The sequence below is a fragment of the Thioclava sp. JM3 genome (genome assembly GCF_002213185.1).
In the GTDB taxonomy this organism is placed as follows: Bacteria; Pseudomonadota; Alphaproteobacteria; order Rhodobacterales; family Rhodobacteraceae; genus Thioclava; species Thioclava nitratireducens.
Map to the genome: position 1 here is coordinate 207,470 of NZ_NBOB01000007.1, position 16,963 is coordinate 224,432.

Annotated in this window: 16 protein-coding genes; 14 read left to right on the plus strand and 2 right to left on the minus strand. The window is 62.1% G+C overall.

Annotated features, from left to right (window positions below):
* Nucleotides 1-5 precede the first annotated feature (5 nt).
* The 6 genes from ectB (at nucleotide 6) to B6V73_RS14975 (ending at nucleotide 8,263) form a co-directional block, all read left to right on the plus strand.
* Entirely contained in the window at nucleotides 6-1,292 is a 1,287-nt protein-coding gene (gene ectB, locus B6V73_RS14950; RefSeq protein ID WP_075775936.1) for a diaminobutyrate--2-oxoglutarate transaminase, read from the plus strand.
* Between the two features lie 51 nt (nucleotides 1,293-1,343).
* Nucleotides 1,344-1,745, plus strand: a complete 402-nt coding sequence (locus tag B6V73_RS14955) for an ectoine synthase (RefSeq protein WP_075775937.1) — start codon at nucleotides 1,344-1,346, stop codon at nucleotides 1,743-1,745.
* Between the two features lie 10 nt (nucleotides 1,746-1,755).
* The gene (locus tag B6V73_RS14960) at nucleotides 1,756-3,186 is read left to right on the plus strand and encodes an aspartate kinase (RefSeq protein WP_075775938.1); all 1,431 of its coding nucleotides are present in this window, start codon (nucleotides 1,756-1,758) and stop codon (nucleotides 3,184-3,186) included.
* Nucleotides 3,187-3,356: 170 nt separating this feature from the next.
* On the plus strand, nucleotides 3,357-4,775 hold the full coding sequence (locus tag B6V73_RS14965) for a cytochrome ubiquinol oxidase subunit I (protein ID WP_075775939.1): 1,419 nt from the start codon (nucleotides 3,357-3,359) through the stop codon (nucleotides 4,773-4,775).
* Complete coding sequence (cydB, locus tag B6V73_RS14970; RefSeq protein ID WP_088720344.1) at nucleotides 4,772-5,785, plus strand: cytochrome d ubiquinol oxidase subunit II; 1,014 nt, start codon at nucleotides 4,772-4,774, stop codon at nucleotides 5,783-5,785. Before B6V73_RS14965 ends, cydB begins: the two co-directional genes overlap by 4 nt.
* Before the next feature lie 192 nt (nucleotides 5,786-5,977).
* Entirely contained in the window at nucleotides 5,978-8,263 is a 2,286-nt protein-coding gene (locus B6V73_RS14975; RefSeq protein ID WP_088725630.1) for an FdhF/YdeP family oxidoreductase, read from the plus strand.
* Here the strand turns inward: B6V73_RS14975 and B6V73_RS14980 are convergent.
* The gene (locus B6V73_RS14980; RefSeq protein WP_088725631.1) at nucleotides 8,260-9,438 is read right to left on the minus strand and encodes an MFS transporter; all 1,179 of its coding nucleotides are present in this window, start codon (nucleotides 9,436-9,438) and stop codon (nucleotides 8,260-8,262) included. The genes B6V73_RS14975 and B6V73_RS14980 overlap by 4 nt on opposite strands.
* A gap of 84 nt (nucleotides 9,439-9,522) precedes the next feature.
* Entirely contained in the window at nucleotides 9,523-10,536 is a 1,014-nt protein-coding gene (locus B6V73_RS14985) for an SDR family NAD(P)-dependent oxidoreductase (protein ID WP_088725632.1), read from the minus strand.
* Between the two features lie 257 nt (nucleotides 10,537-10,793).
* On the opposite strand from B6V73_RS14985, the gene rplO reads away from it, so the two are divergent.
* From rplO to B6V73_RS15025, 8 genes are all read left to right on the plus strand, one after another.
* On the plus strand, nucleotides 10,794-11,261 hold the full coding sequence (gene rplO, locus B6V73_RS14990; protein WP_075775944.1) for a 50S ribosomal protein L15: 468 nt from the start codon (nucleotides 10,794-10,796) through the stop codon (nucleotides 11,259-11,261).
* A gap of 103 nt (nucleotides 11,262-11,364) precedes the next feature.
* Nucleotides 11,365-12,735, plus strand: coding sequence for a preprotein translocase subunit SecY (gene secY, locus B6V73_RS14995; RefSeq protein ID WP_075775945.1), 1,371 nt, complete (start codon nucleotides 11,365-11,367; stop codon nucleotides 12,733-12,735).
* Nucleotides 12,736-12,765: 30 nt separating this feature from the next.
* Nucleotides 12,766-13,416, plus strand: coding sequence for an adenylate kinase (locus tag B6V73_RS15000; RefSeq protein WP_088725633.1), 651 nt, complete (start codon nucleotides 12,766-12,768; stop codon nucleotides 13,414-13,416).
* Nucleotides 13,417-13,601: 185 nt separating this feature from the next.
* Nucleotides 13,602-13,970 carry a 30S ribosomal protein S13 gene (rpsM, locus tag B6V73_RS15005; protein ID WP_075775947.1) on the plus strand — a complete coding sequence of 123 codons (369 nt, stop codon included), beginning with the start codon at nucleotides 13,602-13,604 and terminating at the stop codon, nucleotides 13,968-13,970.
* 15 nt (nucleotides 13,971-13,985) lie between these two features.
* Entirely contained in the window at nucleotides 13,986-14,375 is a 390-nt protein-coding gene (gene rpsK / locus B6V73_RS15010) for a 30S ribosomal protein S11 (RefSeq protein WP_038076914.1), read from the plus strand.
* A gap of 120 nt (nucleotides 14,376-14,495) precedes the next feature.
* Entirely contained in the window at nucleotides 14,496-15,512 is a 1,017-nt protein-coding gene (locus B6V73_RS15015) for a DNA-directed RNA polymerase subunit alpha (protein WP_075775948.1), read from the plus strand.
* A 140-nt stretch (nucleotides 15,513-15,652) separates the two neighbouring features.
* Nucleotides 15,653-16,072, plus strand: coding sequence for a 50S ribosomal protein L17 (rplQ, locus tag B6V73_RS15020; RefSeq protein ID WP_075776021.1), 420 nt, complete (start codon nucleotides 15,653-15,655; stop codon nucleotides 16,070-16,072).
* A 245-nt stretch (nucleotides 16,073-16,317) separates the two neighbouring features.
* Nucleotides 16,318-16,929 carry an autoinducer binding domain-containing protein gene (locus B6V73_RS15025; protein ID WP_088725634.1) on the plus strand — a complete coding sequence of 204 codons (612 nt, stop codon included), beginning with the start codon at nucleotides 16,318-16,320 and terminating at the stop codon, nucleotides 16,927-16,929.
* The last annotated feature ends 34 nt before the right edge of the window (nucleotides 16,930-16,963 follow it).

The window sequence follows — 16,963 nt, forward strand, 5'->3', positions numbered from 1 at the left end:
CCCCCATGACCGTTCATTCGACGGATAAGACGATCTTTACCCAACGCGAATCTGAAGCCCGCTCCTACTGCCGCGGCTTCGATACCGTTTTCACCAGCGCGCAAGGCTCGGAGCTGACCGACGCCGAGGGCAACACCTATATTGACTTCCTCGCCGGTTGCTCGTCGCTGAACTACGGGCATAACGACCCGGACATGAAGCAGGCGCTGATCGAGCACCTGACCGAGAACAAGATGGGCCACGCGCTCGACCTGCACACCGACAGCAAGGGCAAGTTCCTGCGCGCCTTCGAGGAGCATATCCTCGCGCCGCGCGGCATGGACCACAAGCTGATGTTCGTCGGTCCGACCGGTGCGAACGCCGTCGAAGCCGCGATGAAGATCGCGCGCAAGGCGACTGGCCGCACCAACATCATCACCTTTACCAACGGCTTCCATGGCGTGACCATGGGCGCTCTGGCGGCGACCGGTAACGGCTATCACCGTGGCGGCGCCGGTATGGACACGCATGGCGTGACCCGCATGCCCTATGACGCCTATGCCGATGGCGTCGATTCGGTCGCGCTGCTCGACCAGATGCTCTCGGACGCCTCGGGCGGGATCGACGCTCCGGCGGCGATCATGCTGGAGACGGTTCAGGGCGAGGGCGGCCTCAACGCCGCAAGCCCGGAATTCGTGAAAGGCGTCGAACAAGTCGCCCGCAAGCACGGTGCGCTGTTCATCATCGACGACATTCAGGCAGGCTGCGGCCGCACCGGCACCTTCTTCTCCTTCGAGGAGATGGACGTGATGCCGGACGTCGTGACCCAAGCGAAGTCGATCTCCGGCTTCGGCATGCCGATGGCGCTGGTTCTGGTGCGTCCCGACTACGACGTGTTCGGCCCGGCCGAGCATAACGGTACCTTCCGCGGCAACACCCATGCCTTCGTGACCGCCACCGTGGCGATCGAGAAGTTCTGGGCCGACGACAAGTTCCAGAAGGAACTGGCCGTGAAATCGGACGTCCTCCGGGAAGGTCTGGCCGCCGTGGCCGATCTCGTGCCGGGTGCCTTCCTCAAGGGCCGGGGCCTGATGCAGGGTGTCGATGTCGGCACCGGCGAGCTTGCCTCGGCGATCTGCGGTCGCTGCTTCGAGAAAGGTCTCGTGATCGAAACCTCGGGCAATGACGACCAGGTCGTGAAGGTGCTCGCACCGCTGACCACGCCGATGGAACAATTCCGCAAGGGGCTGGAAATCCTGCGTGAAGCCGCCACCGAGGTGACCGGCGAACGCACGGACATCGCGGCGGAATAATCCGCCCCCCCTCCCCGGCGATCCAACGAATTCAAATACGGAGAAACGATCATGATCGTTCGTGATTTCAACAAGCTCAAGAACACAGACCGCGACGTGTCCGATGCCGACTGGAGCAGTGTTCGTATGCTGCTGGCCGACGACAAGATGGGCTTCAGCTTTCACATCACCACGCTAAAGGCCGGTTCGGATCACACGTTCCACTACAAGCACCATTTCGAGAGCGTCTACTGCATCTCGGGCAACGGCCACATCACCGAGCTCGACAACGGCACGCGCCACGAAATCAAACCGGGCGTGATGTATGCGCTTAACCTGCATGACCATCACCGCCTCGTCGCGGGGGACGAAGATCTCGTCATGGCCTGCTGCTTCAACCCGCCGGTGACCGGTAACGAGGTTCACCGTGAAGACGGGTCGTACGCGCCGGCCGAAGAACTGGAAAATTCGTAAGGGGGCCAAATTGACCCACCAGAATCACACGGTCGAAAAGATCGGCGGCACCTCCATGAGCCGCGTGGACGAGTTGCTCGACACGCTGTTCATCGGAGACCGCAAGGGCGCCGATCTCTATAACCGCATTTTCGTCGTCTCGGCGTTCGGTGGCATCACCGATCTGCTGCTCGAACACAAGAAATCGGGCGAGGCGGGTGTCTATGCGCAATTCGCAAAGGCCGACAGCGAACATGGCTGGCACGAGGCGCTGAGCCGCGTGTCCACCGCGATGATCGAAGCCCATGAGAATGTGCTCAAGCATCCCGGCGACATCGCGCAGGCGACCGAGTTCGTCCGCGAGCGCACCGAAGGCGCGCGCAACTGCCTGATCGACCTGCAGCGTCTGTGCTCCTACGGGCACTTCCGGCTCTCGCAGCATATGCTGCAGATCCGCGAATTGCTGTCGGGTCTGGGCGAGGCGCACTCCGCTTTCGTCACGACGCTCCTGTTGCAGCGCAACGGCGTGAACGCACGTCTCGTCGACCTGTCCGGTTGGCGCGACGAGACCGATCACGACCTAGAAGGCCGGATCATGGGTGCGATGAAGGACATCGATCCGAAATCCGAGCTTCCGATCGTGACGGGCTATGCGCAATGTGCCGAAGGCTTGATGCGGGAATTCGACCGTGGCTACTCCGAAGTGACCTTCTCCAAGCTCGCAGCCCTCACCGGCGCGCGCGAGGCGATCATTCACAAGGAATTCCACCTGTCTTCCGCCGACCCGAAGCTGGTGGGCGAGGGCAAGGTGCGCAAGCTGGGTCACACGAACTATGACGTGGCCGACCAGATGTCGAACATGGGCATGGAGGCGATCCACCCGAAGGCCGCCAAGACCCTGCGCCAGGCGGACGTTCCGCTGCGTGTCACCAACGCGTTCGACCCGGGCGATCCGGGCACGCTGATCGACGACAAGCCCGCCAAGGAAGCGGCGGTCGAAATGGTGACCGGCCTCGATATCATCGCGCTCGAAGTGTTCGAACAGGACATGGTCGGCGTGAAGGGCTACGACGCCAAGATTCTCGAGGTGCTGACGCGCCACGACGTTCGTATCGTGTCCAAAGCCTCGAATGCGAACACGATCACCCATTACGTCGATGCCCCGATCCGTGTGCTGCAGCGCGTCGAGAAGGATCTCTGCGAGATTTATCCCTCGGCGGAAATTTCGGCCCGGATGCTATCGATGGCCTCGGTCATCGGGCGTGACCTGAGCGGTCTCTCGGTACTGACCCGTGGCCTGCAGGCGATCGCGAAAGCGGATATGGAAAGCCTCGGCGCCACGCAGGGCCCGCGGAATGTGGACGTGCAATTCGTCCTCGAACGGGACGATCTGAAACCCGTGATCAAGGCGCTCCACGAGGAGTTCATCCCGGAAGAAAGCGCCCTCAAGCAAGTTGCGTGAAAGACGTGACGCCAACTTTGTATAAAGCCCGTGCGGAACTCCGCGCGGGCTTTTTTCATTGAGCCTGCGACATCCCGCCACGCTGCGACGTTTGAACCATGGCCCGGCGGTTGCCGTACCCTCGGGTAAGTCTAGTTCTTATCACGTAACGTGCAGAAACGCGGACGACCATGAGCATATTCGACATACCGACACTCGATCTGGCGCGGGCGCAATTCGCCTTCGTCGTCGCGGCACACATCGTCTTCCCGGCCTTCTCGATCGGCACGGCGAGCTACCTGATGGTGCTGGAAGCCCTGCGGATGATCACCGGCAAACAGGTCTACCAGCGAATTTTCGAGTTCTGGAAACACATCTTCGCGGTGGTCTTCGGGATGGGTGTCGTCTCGGGCGTCGTGATGTCCTACGAGTTCGGTCTGAACTTCGCGCATTTTTCCGACAAGGCGGGCCCGGTGATCGGGCCGCTGATGGGCTACGAGGTGATGACGGCCTTCTTCCTCGAGGCCGGTTTCCTCGGGATCATGCTGTTTGGCCGCAACCGGGTGAACAAGTGGATCTACATGTTCGCGGTCACGATGGTCGCGGTCGGCACCTTGATCTCGGCCTTCTGGATTCTCTCTGTGAACAGCTGGATGCAGACGCCGCAGGGCTTCAAGATCAACGATGTCGGCCAATTCATTCCGACCAGCTGGCTCGAGGTGATCTTCAATCCCTCGCTGCCCTATCGTTTCGTGCACATGGTGCTGGCGGCCTATCTCACGACCGCGCTCGTCGTGGCGGGTGTCGGCGCGTGGCATCACATCCGGGGCAATGCGGACGATGCCGTGCGCACCATGTTCCGCATGGCGATCGGGATGATCCTCGTGACCGCACCGATCCAGATCTTCGCCGGCGACCAGCACGGGCTCAATACGCTCGAACATCAGCCTGCCAAGATCGCGGCGATGGAAGGGCATTGGGAGACCAGCAAGGGTGCCGGGCTGATCCTCTTCGGCATCCCGAACCCGAGCAAGGAGCGCACCGATTACAAGATCGAGGTGCCCTATGCGTCCTCGCTGATCCTGACCCACTCGCTCGATGGCGAGGTGCCGGGCCTCGGGGACTTCCCGCCGAATGAGCGCCCGCCGATGACGATCGTCTTCTTCACCTTCCGGATCATGGTGGGGCTCGGCTTCGCCTTCGCCGCGATCGGGCTCTGGGGCGGCTGGCTGATGTGGCGCAAGCGCCTGCACGAGCCGGGCCTGTTCCACAAGGTGGCGCTGGTCTTCGCGCCGGGCGGCTTCCTCGCGATCATCATGGGCTGGTTCACCACCGAATTCGGCCGCCAGCCCTACACCATCTACGGTCACTTCACGACGGCGGAGTCCGTGTCCTCGCTGACGGCGGGGCAGGCCTGGGCCGCGCTGATCGGGTTCGTCGTGGTCTATGCCTTCCTCTTCGGTTCGGGCACCTTCTACCTGCTGCGGCTGATGCGGCGCGGACCGGAAGGTGCCGAGCCGGTGGAGAACACGCCGCAGCGCGCAGGCGGCGTGGCGGGCGCGATGCTCGCCAATGATGTGACGACCGAGAAAGAGGGGGCCCACGCATGACCGGATTTGCGCATTACCTGCCCGACATCTGGGCCGCGATCATCGCCTTCGCGATCCTGACCTACGTGGTGCTCGACGGGTTCGATCTCGGCATCGGCATCCTGTTTCCGTTCCTCGGCTCCGAGGAGAACCGCACCCGCGCGATGAACTCGGTCGCCCCGGTCTGGGACGGCAACGAGACATGGCTGGTGATGGGCGGCGGCGGTCTGCTTGCCGTCTTTCCGCTGGCCTACGGGATCATCCTGAACGCACTTTATATCCCAATCGTCATAATGCTGCTCGCGCTCGCTTTCCGGGGGGTGGCCTTCGAGTTTCGCGGCAAGACCCGGCGCTGGCAGCGGCTGTGGGACCGGGCGTTCTTCGGCGGCTCGCTCGTCGCGACGCTGGCGCAGGGCGCGATCCTCGGCGGGCTGCTGCGCGGCCCCGAAGTGACCGACCGGACCTTTACCGGCGGCCCGTTCGACTGGGTGAGCTTCTTCTCGCTCGGCACCGCGCTGGCGCTGGTGGCGGGCTACGTGATGCTGGGGGCGGCCTGGCTGGTCATCAAGACTTCGCACGGGCTCTATGATCTGGCGCGCCGGATCGGGGAGCGCGCGCTGATCGCGACGCTGGGGTTCATCGGCCTCGCTTCGCTCGCCACCCCGTTCCTGCATCCGGAATATTATCACCGCTGGTTCCAATGGCCGGGCGTGATCTGGAGCGCGGTGGTGCCGCTTTTGCTGCTCGTGGCGGGCTTCGGCTACTGGACGGCGATCCGCTCGGACCGAGGCGTCGTCGCCTACCTGTCGGGGATCGCTATCTTCGTGCTGTGTTTCGCGGGACTGGGACTGTCGATCTTCCCCTATATCGTGCCCGCCTCGATCACCATCCGCGAGGCCTCCACACCGGCGATGTCGCAGGGCTTCATCCTTGTCGGCGCGGCGATTTTCCTGCCGATCATCCTTGCTTATACGGCCTATGCCTACTGGGTGTTCCGCGGCAAGACGTCCGAGCATGAACATCACTACTGAGTGAGGCGCGAGAACCGCTGGAACCGGGGGCGCAAACGCTTGGTTGGGTCTGCGTGATCCATATCCCGCGTACAGATTTCATGCCCGACGTTTTCCATATGTCGCCTTCAGCCGGTAAGCCCGGCCTACGCGCGTCCCTCGGGGCGCGCGTGCTCGTATCTGCGCGGACCAAAACCGGAGGAGCTGCGCGCCATGTCTGACAAGCTAGATAAACTTCCCGAAGAAAGCGGCCCGTCGGGCGGGTGGGGCTCGTTGAAGGGTATCGCCCGGATCTTCGGTGAATCCTGGCCTTCTTCGCCTGACGTGCTGCGCGAACTCGAGCGGCAGAACAAGCCGGGCGGCTTCATGTGCGCCTCCTGCGCCTTCCCGAAACCTGCCAATTACCACCCGTTCGAATTCTGCGAAAACGGGGCGAAGGCGACGCTCTGGGAGATGACGAAATCGCGCCACACGCCCGAGTTCTGGGATGATCATACGGTTGCGGAACTCAAGGACTGGCCCGATCACGAGCTGGAAAAGACCGGCCGCCTGACCGCGCCGATGCGCTACGATCGCGCCTCCGACCGCTATATCGAGGCCAGCTGGGACGAGGCTTTCTCAGAGATCGGGACGATCCTGAAGGGGCTGCCGAAGAAAGAGGTCGTATTCTATTCCTCGGGCCATGCCGGGCTGGAAGCGAGCTATCTCTGGGCTCTGATGGCGCGCGCCTACGGCAACAACAACCTGCCGCAAAGCTCCAACATGTGCCACGAGACGACTTCGGTCGGCCTCAAGAAGGTGATCGGCTCGCCGGTCGGCACCATTCTCTGGGAAGATCTCGAAGAGACCGACTGCTTCTTCTTCTTCGGTCAGAACCCCGGCACCAACTCGCCGCGTTTCCTGCATCCGCTAAAGGCGGCGAAGGATCGCGGGGCGAAGATCGTCACCTTCAATCCGGTGAAGGAACAGGGGCTCGTCAGCTTCGTCGATCCGCAGAACCTCTACGACATGGCGCGGGGCCACGAAACCAAGATCTCCGACCAGTATCACCAGTTGAAGGCAGGCTCGGACATCGCGGCGCTGACCGGCCTGTGCAAGGCGGTGCTCGAAGAGGACGAGAAAGCCCAGGCGCAGGGTCGCCCAGCGGTCGTCGACTGGGAGTTCCTGAAAGAGCACGCGATCAATTACGACGAGTTCCTGACCTTCTGCCGCACGACGTCGTGGGAACAAATCACCGAGGAATGCGGGCTGTCCGAGGCCGAGCTGCGGCAGGCGGCGGATGTCTACATCCACGCCCAGAAGGTCATCGGCGTCTATGGCATGGGGCTTACTCAGCACGCGCATGGGGCGACCAATATCGGGATGCTGGTGAACTTCCTCGCGCTGCGCGGCAATATCGGGCGCAAGGGCGCGGGGTGCTGCCCGGTGCGCGGCCACTCCAACGTTCAGGGCCAGCGTACGGTGGGCATCGCCGAAAAGGCGAAGCTGATCCCGATGGACAAGCTGCGCGAGCTCTACGATTTCGAGCCGCCGCAGGAAGACGGTTTCCACATCGTCGACGCCGCGCAGGCGATGCTGGAGGGCAAGGTCTCGGCTACCTTCTCGCTCGGCGGCAACTTGGTTCGCGCGCTACCCGATAGCGACCGGATAGAAGAGGCGTGGCCGAAGCAGAAGCTCACGGTGATGATCTCGACGAAGCTCAACCGTTCCCATCTCTATCCGGGCGAGGTGGCTTATATCCTCCCCTGTCTGAGCCGGTCGGAAAAGGACGAGCAGGAAACGGGTAACCAATACGTCTCGGTCGAGGACAGCTTTTCGATGATCCATGGCTCTCTCGGCAAGGGTGCGCCCGCGTCGGACAAGCTAAAATCCGAGCTGGCGATCACCTGTAGCATCGCGAAGGCGATCTGCGAGCCTAACCCGAAGCTGAAATGGGACGAGTGGGTGAAGGACTACTCCAAGGTCCGAGACCTGATCGAGGCGACCTACCCGGACGACTTCCGCGGCTTCAACGAGCGACTGAACGAGCCGGGCGGGTTCTGGCGCGGCAATCCGGCGCATGATCGCATCTGGAAGACCGAGAGTGGCAAGCTGGAGTTCACGACGCCGTCCAAGCTCAACGCGCTGGGGTTCGACGACAAACCGGGCCGCTACCGGATGATCACGATGCGCTCCAACGACCAGTTCAACACCACGATCTACGGCTATTCGGACCGCTTCCGCGGGATCGAGGGGACGCGTGACGTGCTCTTGATGAACAAGATCGACATGGCCGATCTGGGGCTCGAGCACGGCGACCCTGTGGTTGTCCATGGCGACATGGATGATGGGGTCGTACGCAGCAAGACCGGGCTGAAGGTCGTCACGTTCGAGCTGCCGCGCGGCACGGTCGGGGGCTATTACCCCGAGTGCAACGTGCTGGTGCCGGTGGGGCTCAATGACGAGCTGTCGAAGACGCCCGGCTCCAAGGGCGTCCCGGTGCGTATCGAGAAAGCCTAAGCGGGAACGGCGGCGGGGCGACGGCTGTCGATCCACGCGATGGCAAGGAAGACAAGCCCCGCCGCTGCCAGCCCCGCACCGACATAACCTGTGGCGGTCCAGCCATAGCCTTCCGCCAGCGCGATCCCGGCAAGAAACGGCCCGATCGCGTTGGCGAGATTGAAGGCCGCGTGATTGAGGGCAGCGGCGAGCGTCTGAGCCTCGCCCGCGACTTCCATCAGCCGCATCTGCATCGGGATCACCATCCCGGCGGTCGAGCCGAGCGCGACCATCGCCACCGACATCGCGACCCAGTTGCCGATGGTGAAGGTGTAGAGGATCGACATCACCATCATCCCGCAAAGCAGGATCACCCCCGCGCCGAAGCGCGACCAATCAGAGAGCTTGCCCGAAATCCAGTTGCCCAGCGTGCCGCCCACGCCGAAGGCGGACAGTGCCACAGGGATCGTCCAGGCGGGGCCTGCCTGCGTGTCGATCATCGCCGCTGACAGGTAGGAATAGACCGCGAAGATGCCGCCGAAGCCGATCGAGCCTACAAGAAGCGTCAGCCAGACCGAGCGATTGGCCAGAGCACCGAGCTCGCGCATCGGGCTGGCGTTCGGATCGCGCGGTGTCGCAGGGGCGACGCGCGCGATCATCAGGGCCGAAGCCGCGCAGATCACCGCCACGATAGCAAAGCCCCAGCGCCAGCCGAAATTCTGGCCGATCGCCCCCGCCAGCGGCACGCCCACGATATTCGCGATCGTCAGGCCGGAGATCACCATCGCGATGCCCTGCGCGCGTTTGCCTACGGGCATCAGGTCAGCGGCGAACAGCATCGCCATCCCGAAATAGGCCCCATGCGGCAGGCCCGAGGCGAAGCGCGCCGCCATGAAGCTATCCATATTCGGTGCGAACCCGGCCAGCAGGTTCGCCACCGCATAGAACCCCATCAGCCCGATCAGGAACTGCTTGCGCGGGATTTTCGCGCCGATCACCGCCAGAAGCGGCGCGCCGATCACGACGCCAAGCGCATAGACCGAGATCGCATGACCGGCCCGCGCCTCGGTGATCCCGAAATCGGCCGCGTAATAGGGCAGCAGCCCCATGGACGCGAATTCGATCACGCCGATACCGAAAGTGCCAAGGGCCAGCGACAGGATCACGGCCCGCGCGTGGCGGGGTTCGAGCGTCATGGTAGTCTCCGAAAATAGGCGTGTAGCGCGAGTATCAGCCCCGTGACTTAGGCGATTGCTGCGCTGCGGCAAGGGGCGCCCCGGTTATTTCCCGTAATAGTCGCGGAACCACGCCACGAATTTCGCGATCCCCTCGCGGACATTCGTCTGCGGACGGTATCCGGTAAGGCTTTGCAGAAGCGAGGCATCGGCCCATGTCGCGGGCACGTCGCCTTTCTGCATCTCCATGTAATTGCGCTTTGCGGGGCGGCCCAGCTCGGCCTCCAGCGCATCGACGAAATCCAGAAGCTTCACCTTGTCGGAATTGCCGATATTGACGATCCGGTAGGGGGCCACGGGCGAAAGGCTGTCGCCCTCGGCGATCTCGTCGCGCGAGGCGGGGCGCTCGGGGACTGCGTCGATCAACAGGCGGATGCCGCGCACGAGGTCTTCGACATAGGTGAAGTCGCGATACATCTCGCCATGGTTATAGATGTCGATCGGGCGGTCGTTCAGGATCGCATCGGTGAACTTGAACAGCGCCATATCAGGACGGCCCCACGGCCCATAGACCGTGAAGAAGCGGAACATGGTCGTCGGCAGGTTCCACAGGTGAGCATAGGAATGGCCCATCGACTCGGTCGCCTTCTTCGTCGCCGCGTAGATCGTCAGCTGCGTGTCTGCCTTGTCGGTCTCGGCATAGGGCATGTCCTCGTTCGCGCCGTAGACCGACGAGGTCGAGGCCATCAGCAGGTGCTTAACCTCGTGGCGGCGCGCGGCCTCCATCACGTTGAAGGTGCCCACGATATTCGCCTCGATATAGGCGCGGGGCTGTTCGAGGCTGTAGCGCACGCCGGCTTGAGCTGCGAGATGGACGATGATCTCGGGTTTGAACTCATCCGCCATCGCGTCGAAGGTCTCGAGATCTTCGAGCATCCCCTCGGTCGCGGAGAAATTCGGGTTCTGCAGCAGCATCGCATGGCGGCGCTGTTTGAGGGCGACATCATAATAGTCGGTCATCCCGTCATAGCCATGCACCCGGTAACCTTCGTCGAGCAGCAGCTTCGCCAGATGGTAACCGATGAAGCCCGCGGTGCCGGTGATCAGGATGCGCCTCATGAATGTCCCTCGCAAATACTGCATCTGCAGTAGCGAGAGGGGGGTGGGAAGGTCAAGCGAGGCGGAGAAAATGTCACCGGGCAGACGAGGGGAACGGCAGCCCAAGCCACCGCCCAAAGCGCGAACGCGGGAGTTGCGTGCGCGGGGCAAACGCACTATACGCCCCCGGTGGCCCGACGGCCGCATCAGAATCAACGCAAAAAGCCGTGTCCCTTCCGCACTCGCTTCGGGAAGGTGTTCCGGCAAGGAGAAGCGATATGAAACTCAATGAACTGCGCGACAACGAAGGCGCGGCCCAGAAGAAAAAGCGCGTCGCCCGCGGTCCCGGCTCGGGCAAGGGCAAGATGGCTGGCCGTGGTATCAAAGGTCAGAAGTCGCGTTCGGGTGTGGCCCTGAACGGTTACGAAGGCGGCCAGATGCCGCTCTATCGTCGTCTTCCGAAGCGTGGCTTCACCAAGCCGAACGCGAAGAAGTTCAACGTCGTGAACCTCGGCCAGATCGAGAAATTCATCGAAGCCGGCAAGCTCGACGCGAAATCGGACATCACCGAAGACGCTCTGGTCGCGGCCGGTGTCGTGCGCCGCAAGCTCGATGGCGTGCGCGTTCTCGCCAAGGGCGACATCAAGTCGAAAGTGGCTCTGAAGGTCACCGGCGCTTCGAAATCGGCCATCGAGGCTGTCGAGAAGGCTGGCGGCTCGGTCACGGTGGCGCAGGCCGCTGAATAAGCTGTTGTGAGCGGGCCCCGGCCCGATTACATAGGCGAAGGTTTTCTAGGCGCCGCCGACCGGGAACCGGTTGGGCGGCGCTTTACATGAAAGAGACGAGCATATGGCATCTGCTGCAGAGCAAATGGCGGCGAACCTCAGCTGGGACGCCCTGGGCAAAGCCACCGAGCTGCGCCAGCGCATCTTCTTCACCATTGGTTTGCTGATCATCTACCGCCTTGGCACCTATATTCCGGTTCCGGGCATCGACGCGCAGGCACTGCGCGAATTCATGCAAAGCGCGGGCTCCGGCCTTGGCGGCGTGTTGTCGATGTTCACGGGCGGCGCGCTCGGTCGGATGGGTGTCTTCGCACTCGGCATCATGCCCTATATCTCGGCCTCGATCATCATCCAGCTTCTGACCGCTCTGGTGCCCGCACTCGAGCAGATGAAGAAGGAAGGCGAGCAGGGCCGCAAGAAGATCAACCAGATCACGCGCTATGCGACCGTGGCCCTGGCGACCTTCCAGGCATGGGGGCTGGCCGTCTCGCTCGAGAAGGGCGATCTGGCACACGATCCGGGCCTGTTCTTCGTCGCAGCCGTGGTCATCACGCTCGTCGGCGGCACAATGTTCCTGATGTGGCTGGGTGAGCAGATCACCGCACGCGGCATCGGCAACGGCATCTCGCTCATCATCTTCGTCGGTATCGTCGCGGAAATCCCGGCGGCTCTGGCCCGCTTCCTCGAGCAGGGGCGTGCGGGTGCGATCTCCACTCCGGTGATCCTCGGGGTGATCCTGATGATCGCGATCGTGATCACCTTCGTCGTCTTCATGGAACGCGCGCTGCGCAAGATCCATATCCAGTATCCGCGCCGTCAGGTGGGGATGAAGGTCTATGACGGCGGCTCCAGCCACCTGCCGATCAAGGTGAACCCGGCGGGCGTCATCCCGGCGATCTTCGCCTCGTCGCTCCTGCTGCTGCCGACCACCATCGCGACTTTCTCGGGCCAGAACACCGGTCCCGTGATGTCGACGATCCTCGCCTATTTCGGCCCGGGTCAGCCGCTGTATCTGCTGTTCTACGTCGCGATGATCGTGTTCTTCGCCTATTTCTACACCGCGAACGTGTCGTTCAAATCGGACGAGGTCGCGGATAACCTGAAAAATCAGGGCGGCTTCGTGCCCGGCATCCGTCCCGGCAAGAAGACCGAGGAATATCTCGACTACGTCGTCAGCCGCGTTCTGGTGATCGGCTCTGCCTATCTCGCGGCGGTCTGCCTTCTGCCCGAGATCCTGCGTTCGCAGCTGTCCATCCCGTTCTACTTCGGCGGCACCTCGGTTCTGATCGTGGTCACCGTTTCGATGGACACCATCAACCAAATTCAGTCGCATCTTCTGGCCCACCAATACGAGGGTCTGATCGAGCGTTCGCAGCTTCGCGGCCGTTCGGGCAAGAAGAAGAAGGGGCCGCGCAAGCCGCCCGCGCGCCGCTAAATCCGCCAAGCGTTTTCAGGGGGAGCCGACATGGCAAATATCATTCTTCTCGGCCCGCCTGGCGCGGGCAAGGGCACCCAGGCCCGCCGTCTCGTCGAAGAGCGCGGCATGGTCCAGCTCTCGACCGGCGACATGCTGCGAGAGGCGAAGGACTCGGGCACCGAGATGGGCAATGTCGTCGCCGAAGTGATGGCCAAGGGCCAGCTGGTGACCGACGAGATCGTCATCGGTCTGATCGAGGAAAAGCTCGCCGCCGGTGGCGAAGGCTTCATTTTCGACGGCTTCCCGCGGACGCTGGGCCAGGCCGATGCCCTGGGCAAGCTGCTCGCCAAGATGGGCACCAAGCTCGACGCGGTGATTGAGATGCAGGTCGATGACGAGGCGCTTGTCGCCCGCATCACCGGCCGCTCGACCTGCGGTGGTTGCGGCGAGGTCTATCATGATCAGACCAAGCCCTGGCCCGCGGATGGCAAATGCGAGAAGTGCGGCGGCACCGACGTGAAGCGTCGTGCGGATGACAACGAAGAAAGCCTGCGCACCCGGTTGATGGAGTATTACAAGAAGACCTCTCCACTGACCGGCTATTACTACCACGCGGGCGATCTGTTCACGATCGACGGGCTGGCCGAAATCGAGACCGTAGCGACCTCGATCGCGCGGATTCTCGACCAGCAAGGGTAATCGTAAAAGAAGCCTTGACCCGGAGGGCGTTTACCTCTAGGTCACGGCGTCTCCGATGAGAATCGTTTCCGAAAAGGGAGAGATTCCCTCGGGGATTAATCGTGGGGTCCGAAGCGCCAGTTTCGGGCCTCGTGTTGTGAAAAAAGGGCCTGGGGTTACGGGCTCGCAACGAAAGGATACACGCTTTGGCTCGTATTGCTGGCGTCAACATTCCGACCGGGAAACGCGTCCCGATCGCACTTACCTACATCACCGGGATCGGTCCCCATTCGGCTAAGCAGATTTGCGAAGCCACGGGTATCGACGTGACCCGTCGCGTCAACGAGCTTTCGGACTCCGAAGTGCTCGCGATCCGCGAACATATCGACGCCAACTACACCGTCGAGGGCGACCTGCGCCGTGAAGTTCAGATGAACGTCAAGCGCCTGATGGATCTCGGCTGCTACCGTGGCCTGCGTCATCGTCGCAACCTGCCCGTGCGCGGTCAGCGCACCCATACGAATGCGCGCACGCGCAAAGGCCCGGCGAAACCCATCGCTGGCAAGAAGAAGTAAGGGGAGGCAGGACAAATGGCTCGTGATAAGGTTCGCGCTAAGCGCAAGGAACGCAAGAACATCGCCGCTGGCGTTGTTCATGTGAACTCCTCGTTCAACAACACCAAAATCCTGATCTCTGACGTGCAGGGCAACGCGATCTCGTGGTCGTCGGCTGGCACGATGGGCTTCAAGGGCTCGCGCAAGTCGACCCCCTACGCCGCTCAGATGGCTGCGGAAGATGCGGCCAAGAAGGCTCAGGAACACGGTCTGCGCACCGTGGACGTCGAAGTTCAGGGTCCGGGTTCGGGTCGTGAATCGGCGCTGCGCGCGCTGGCTGCGGTCGGTCTGACCGTCACCTCGATCCGTGACGTGACCCCGATCGCCCATAACGGCTGCCGCCCGCCGAAGCGTCGCCGCGTCTAATCTAGATTACGACGGTCGGGCCGCGCGGAGTTCCCGTGCGGCCCGCCCGCATTTTTCGGTTTTATCCTCGGGCGTCCCCGACTTTGGGCATGGGTCTGGGACAGGTATGGAGGCAAACGCATGATCCACAAGAATTGGGCTGAACTCATCAAGCCGACGCAGCTTGAAATCAAGCCCGGCAACGACCCGCTGCGTCAGGCGACGATCGTCGCCGAACCGCTCGAGCGTGGCTTTGGCCTGACGCTCGGCAACGCGCTGCGCCGCGTACTGCTCTCGTCGCTTCAGGGCGCCGCGATCACCAGCGTCCAGATCGACAACGTGCTGCACGAGTTCTCGTCGGTCGCGGGCGTTCGTGAAGACGTGACCGATATCGTCCTGAACCTCAAGGGCGTGGCTCTGCGTATGGACGTTGAAGGTCCGAAGCGCCTCTCGATCTCGGCCAAGGGCCCGGGCGTCGTGACCGCTGGCGACATTACCGAGACCGCGGGCATCGAGGTCCTGAACAAGGATCACGTGATCTGCCACCTCGACGATGGCGCCGACCTGTTCATGGAATTGACCGTGAACACCGGCAAGGGCTACGTCGCCGCCGACAAGAACCGTCCCGAGGATGCGCCCATCGGCCTGATTCCCGTCGACGCGATCTATTCGCCGGTCAAGAAAGTCGCCTACGAAGTGCAGCCGACCCGTGAAGGTCAGGTTCTGGACTATGACAAGCTGACCATGAAGGTCGAGACCGACGGTTCGCTGTCAGCCGAGGACGCGGTGGCCTTCGCTGCCCGCATCCTGCAGGACCAGCTTTCGATCTTCGTCAACTTCGAAGAGCCGGAATCGGCTGGCAAGCAGGACCAGGACGACGGTCTCGAGTTCAACCCGCTTCTGCTGAAGAAAGTGGACGAGCTGGAACTGTCCGTGCGTTCGGCGAACTGCCTGAAGAACGACAACATCGTCTATATCGGCGACCTGATCCAGAAAACCGAAGCCGAGATGCTCCGCACCCCGAACTTCGGCCGCAAGTCGCTGAACGAGATCAAGGAAGTGCTCTCGGGCATGGGGCTGCATCTCGGGATGGAAGTCGAAGATTGGCCGCCGGAGAACATCGAAGATCTGGCCAAGCGTTTCGAAGACCAGTTCTGATTGACGAATTGAGGGGCGTTGGCTAAACGCCCCTCCAATGCCCGGACTGCCGGGGACTATCTGGGTCACAAGACCCCAAGGTGAGTCGGTGACACGCATCGCCGGCCTGACAAAGCAAAACGCAAGATTGGAGAATGACAATGCGTCACGCACGTGGCTACCGCCGCCTCAACCGTACCCATGAGCACCGCAAGGCGCTCTTCGCCAACATGGCTGGCTCGCTGATCGAGCACGAGCAGATCAAGACGACCCTGCCGAAGGCGAAAGAACTGCGCCCGGTCATCGAGAAGCTGGTCACGCTCGCCAAGCGCGGCGATCTGCACGCTCGCCGTCAGGCGGCCTCGCAGCTCAAGCAGGACCAGTATGTCGCGAAGCTGTTCGACATCCTCGGCCCGCGCTACAAGGAGCGTCAGGGCGGCTACGTTCGCATTTTGAAAGCCGGTTTCCGTTACGGCGACATGGCGCCGATGGCGATCATCGAATTCGTCGACCGCGATCTGGACGCCAAAGGTGCTGCAGATAAAGCACGCGTCGAAGCCGAAGAGGCTGCAGAGGATTGATCCTCGCAGATGATTTCCCTGCGAAATCAACGAGTACTGGGAAATCCCGCCTTTTGGGCGGGATTTTCTTATTTCCGCCTGCATTTTCACGCAATTCTCGCGCAAAAGGTTATTGCGCAGGTGTGAAGCTTTCGCGAGTGTAAACGCGAGGGCGAGTGGGGACGTAAAGCCACTGTCGGAGCGAACTCCGCAGGGCGCGAACACTTTTAAGTTGACCGGGTTAATTCCAAACTGTCTAAAAAGATATGTCGATACAGAGCAGAATCGATTTGAAACTCCGTGACTTGGATCGTTTAGCTCCAGGTGGTTATTTTGTTGGACTGCATATTCGTTTTACGGCGCCGCTGATGACGTTCCAGACTTACGACAAGGCTTGGCTCGATCATTACACCGCAAACGGCTATGTGCTCCGCGACCCAATGACTGCTTGGGGGTTTAGCGAGACCGGCGCAATCCGGTGGAGCGACCCGCGGCTACCCGATCCTTTCCGTCTCTTCGATGAGGCCAAGAAATACGGTCTTATCTACGGGGCGACAGTCTCATGCGGCCCGATCCGGTCCCGTACTATCGCAAGCATGGCGCGCGATGATCGGGAATTCGACCTTACCGAGATCGAGACCTTCGAGCTTATCGTGCGTGAAATGCACGATATGACTGAACCGCCTGAGGAACTCACGCGAGCTCAGATCGAAGCCCTGCGCTGTGTTGCTGGGGGTGACCGACACGCGGCGGCGGCCGCGAAACTTGGAATTTCGGAAAGCGCGCTCAAGGCGCGGCTGAATTCTGCGCGCGCAAGACTGATGGCTCGGACGACCGCCGAAGCTATTCAGCGCGCAAAGGATTTCCGCCTGTTATAGTGTTGTTGACCCTCCGCACGGCTGTACTGTGTTA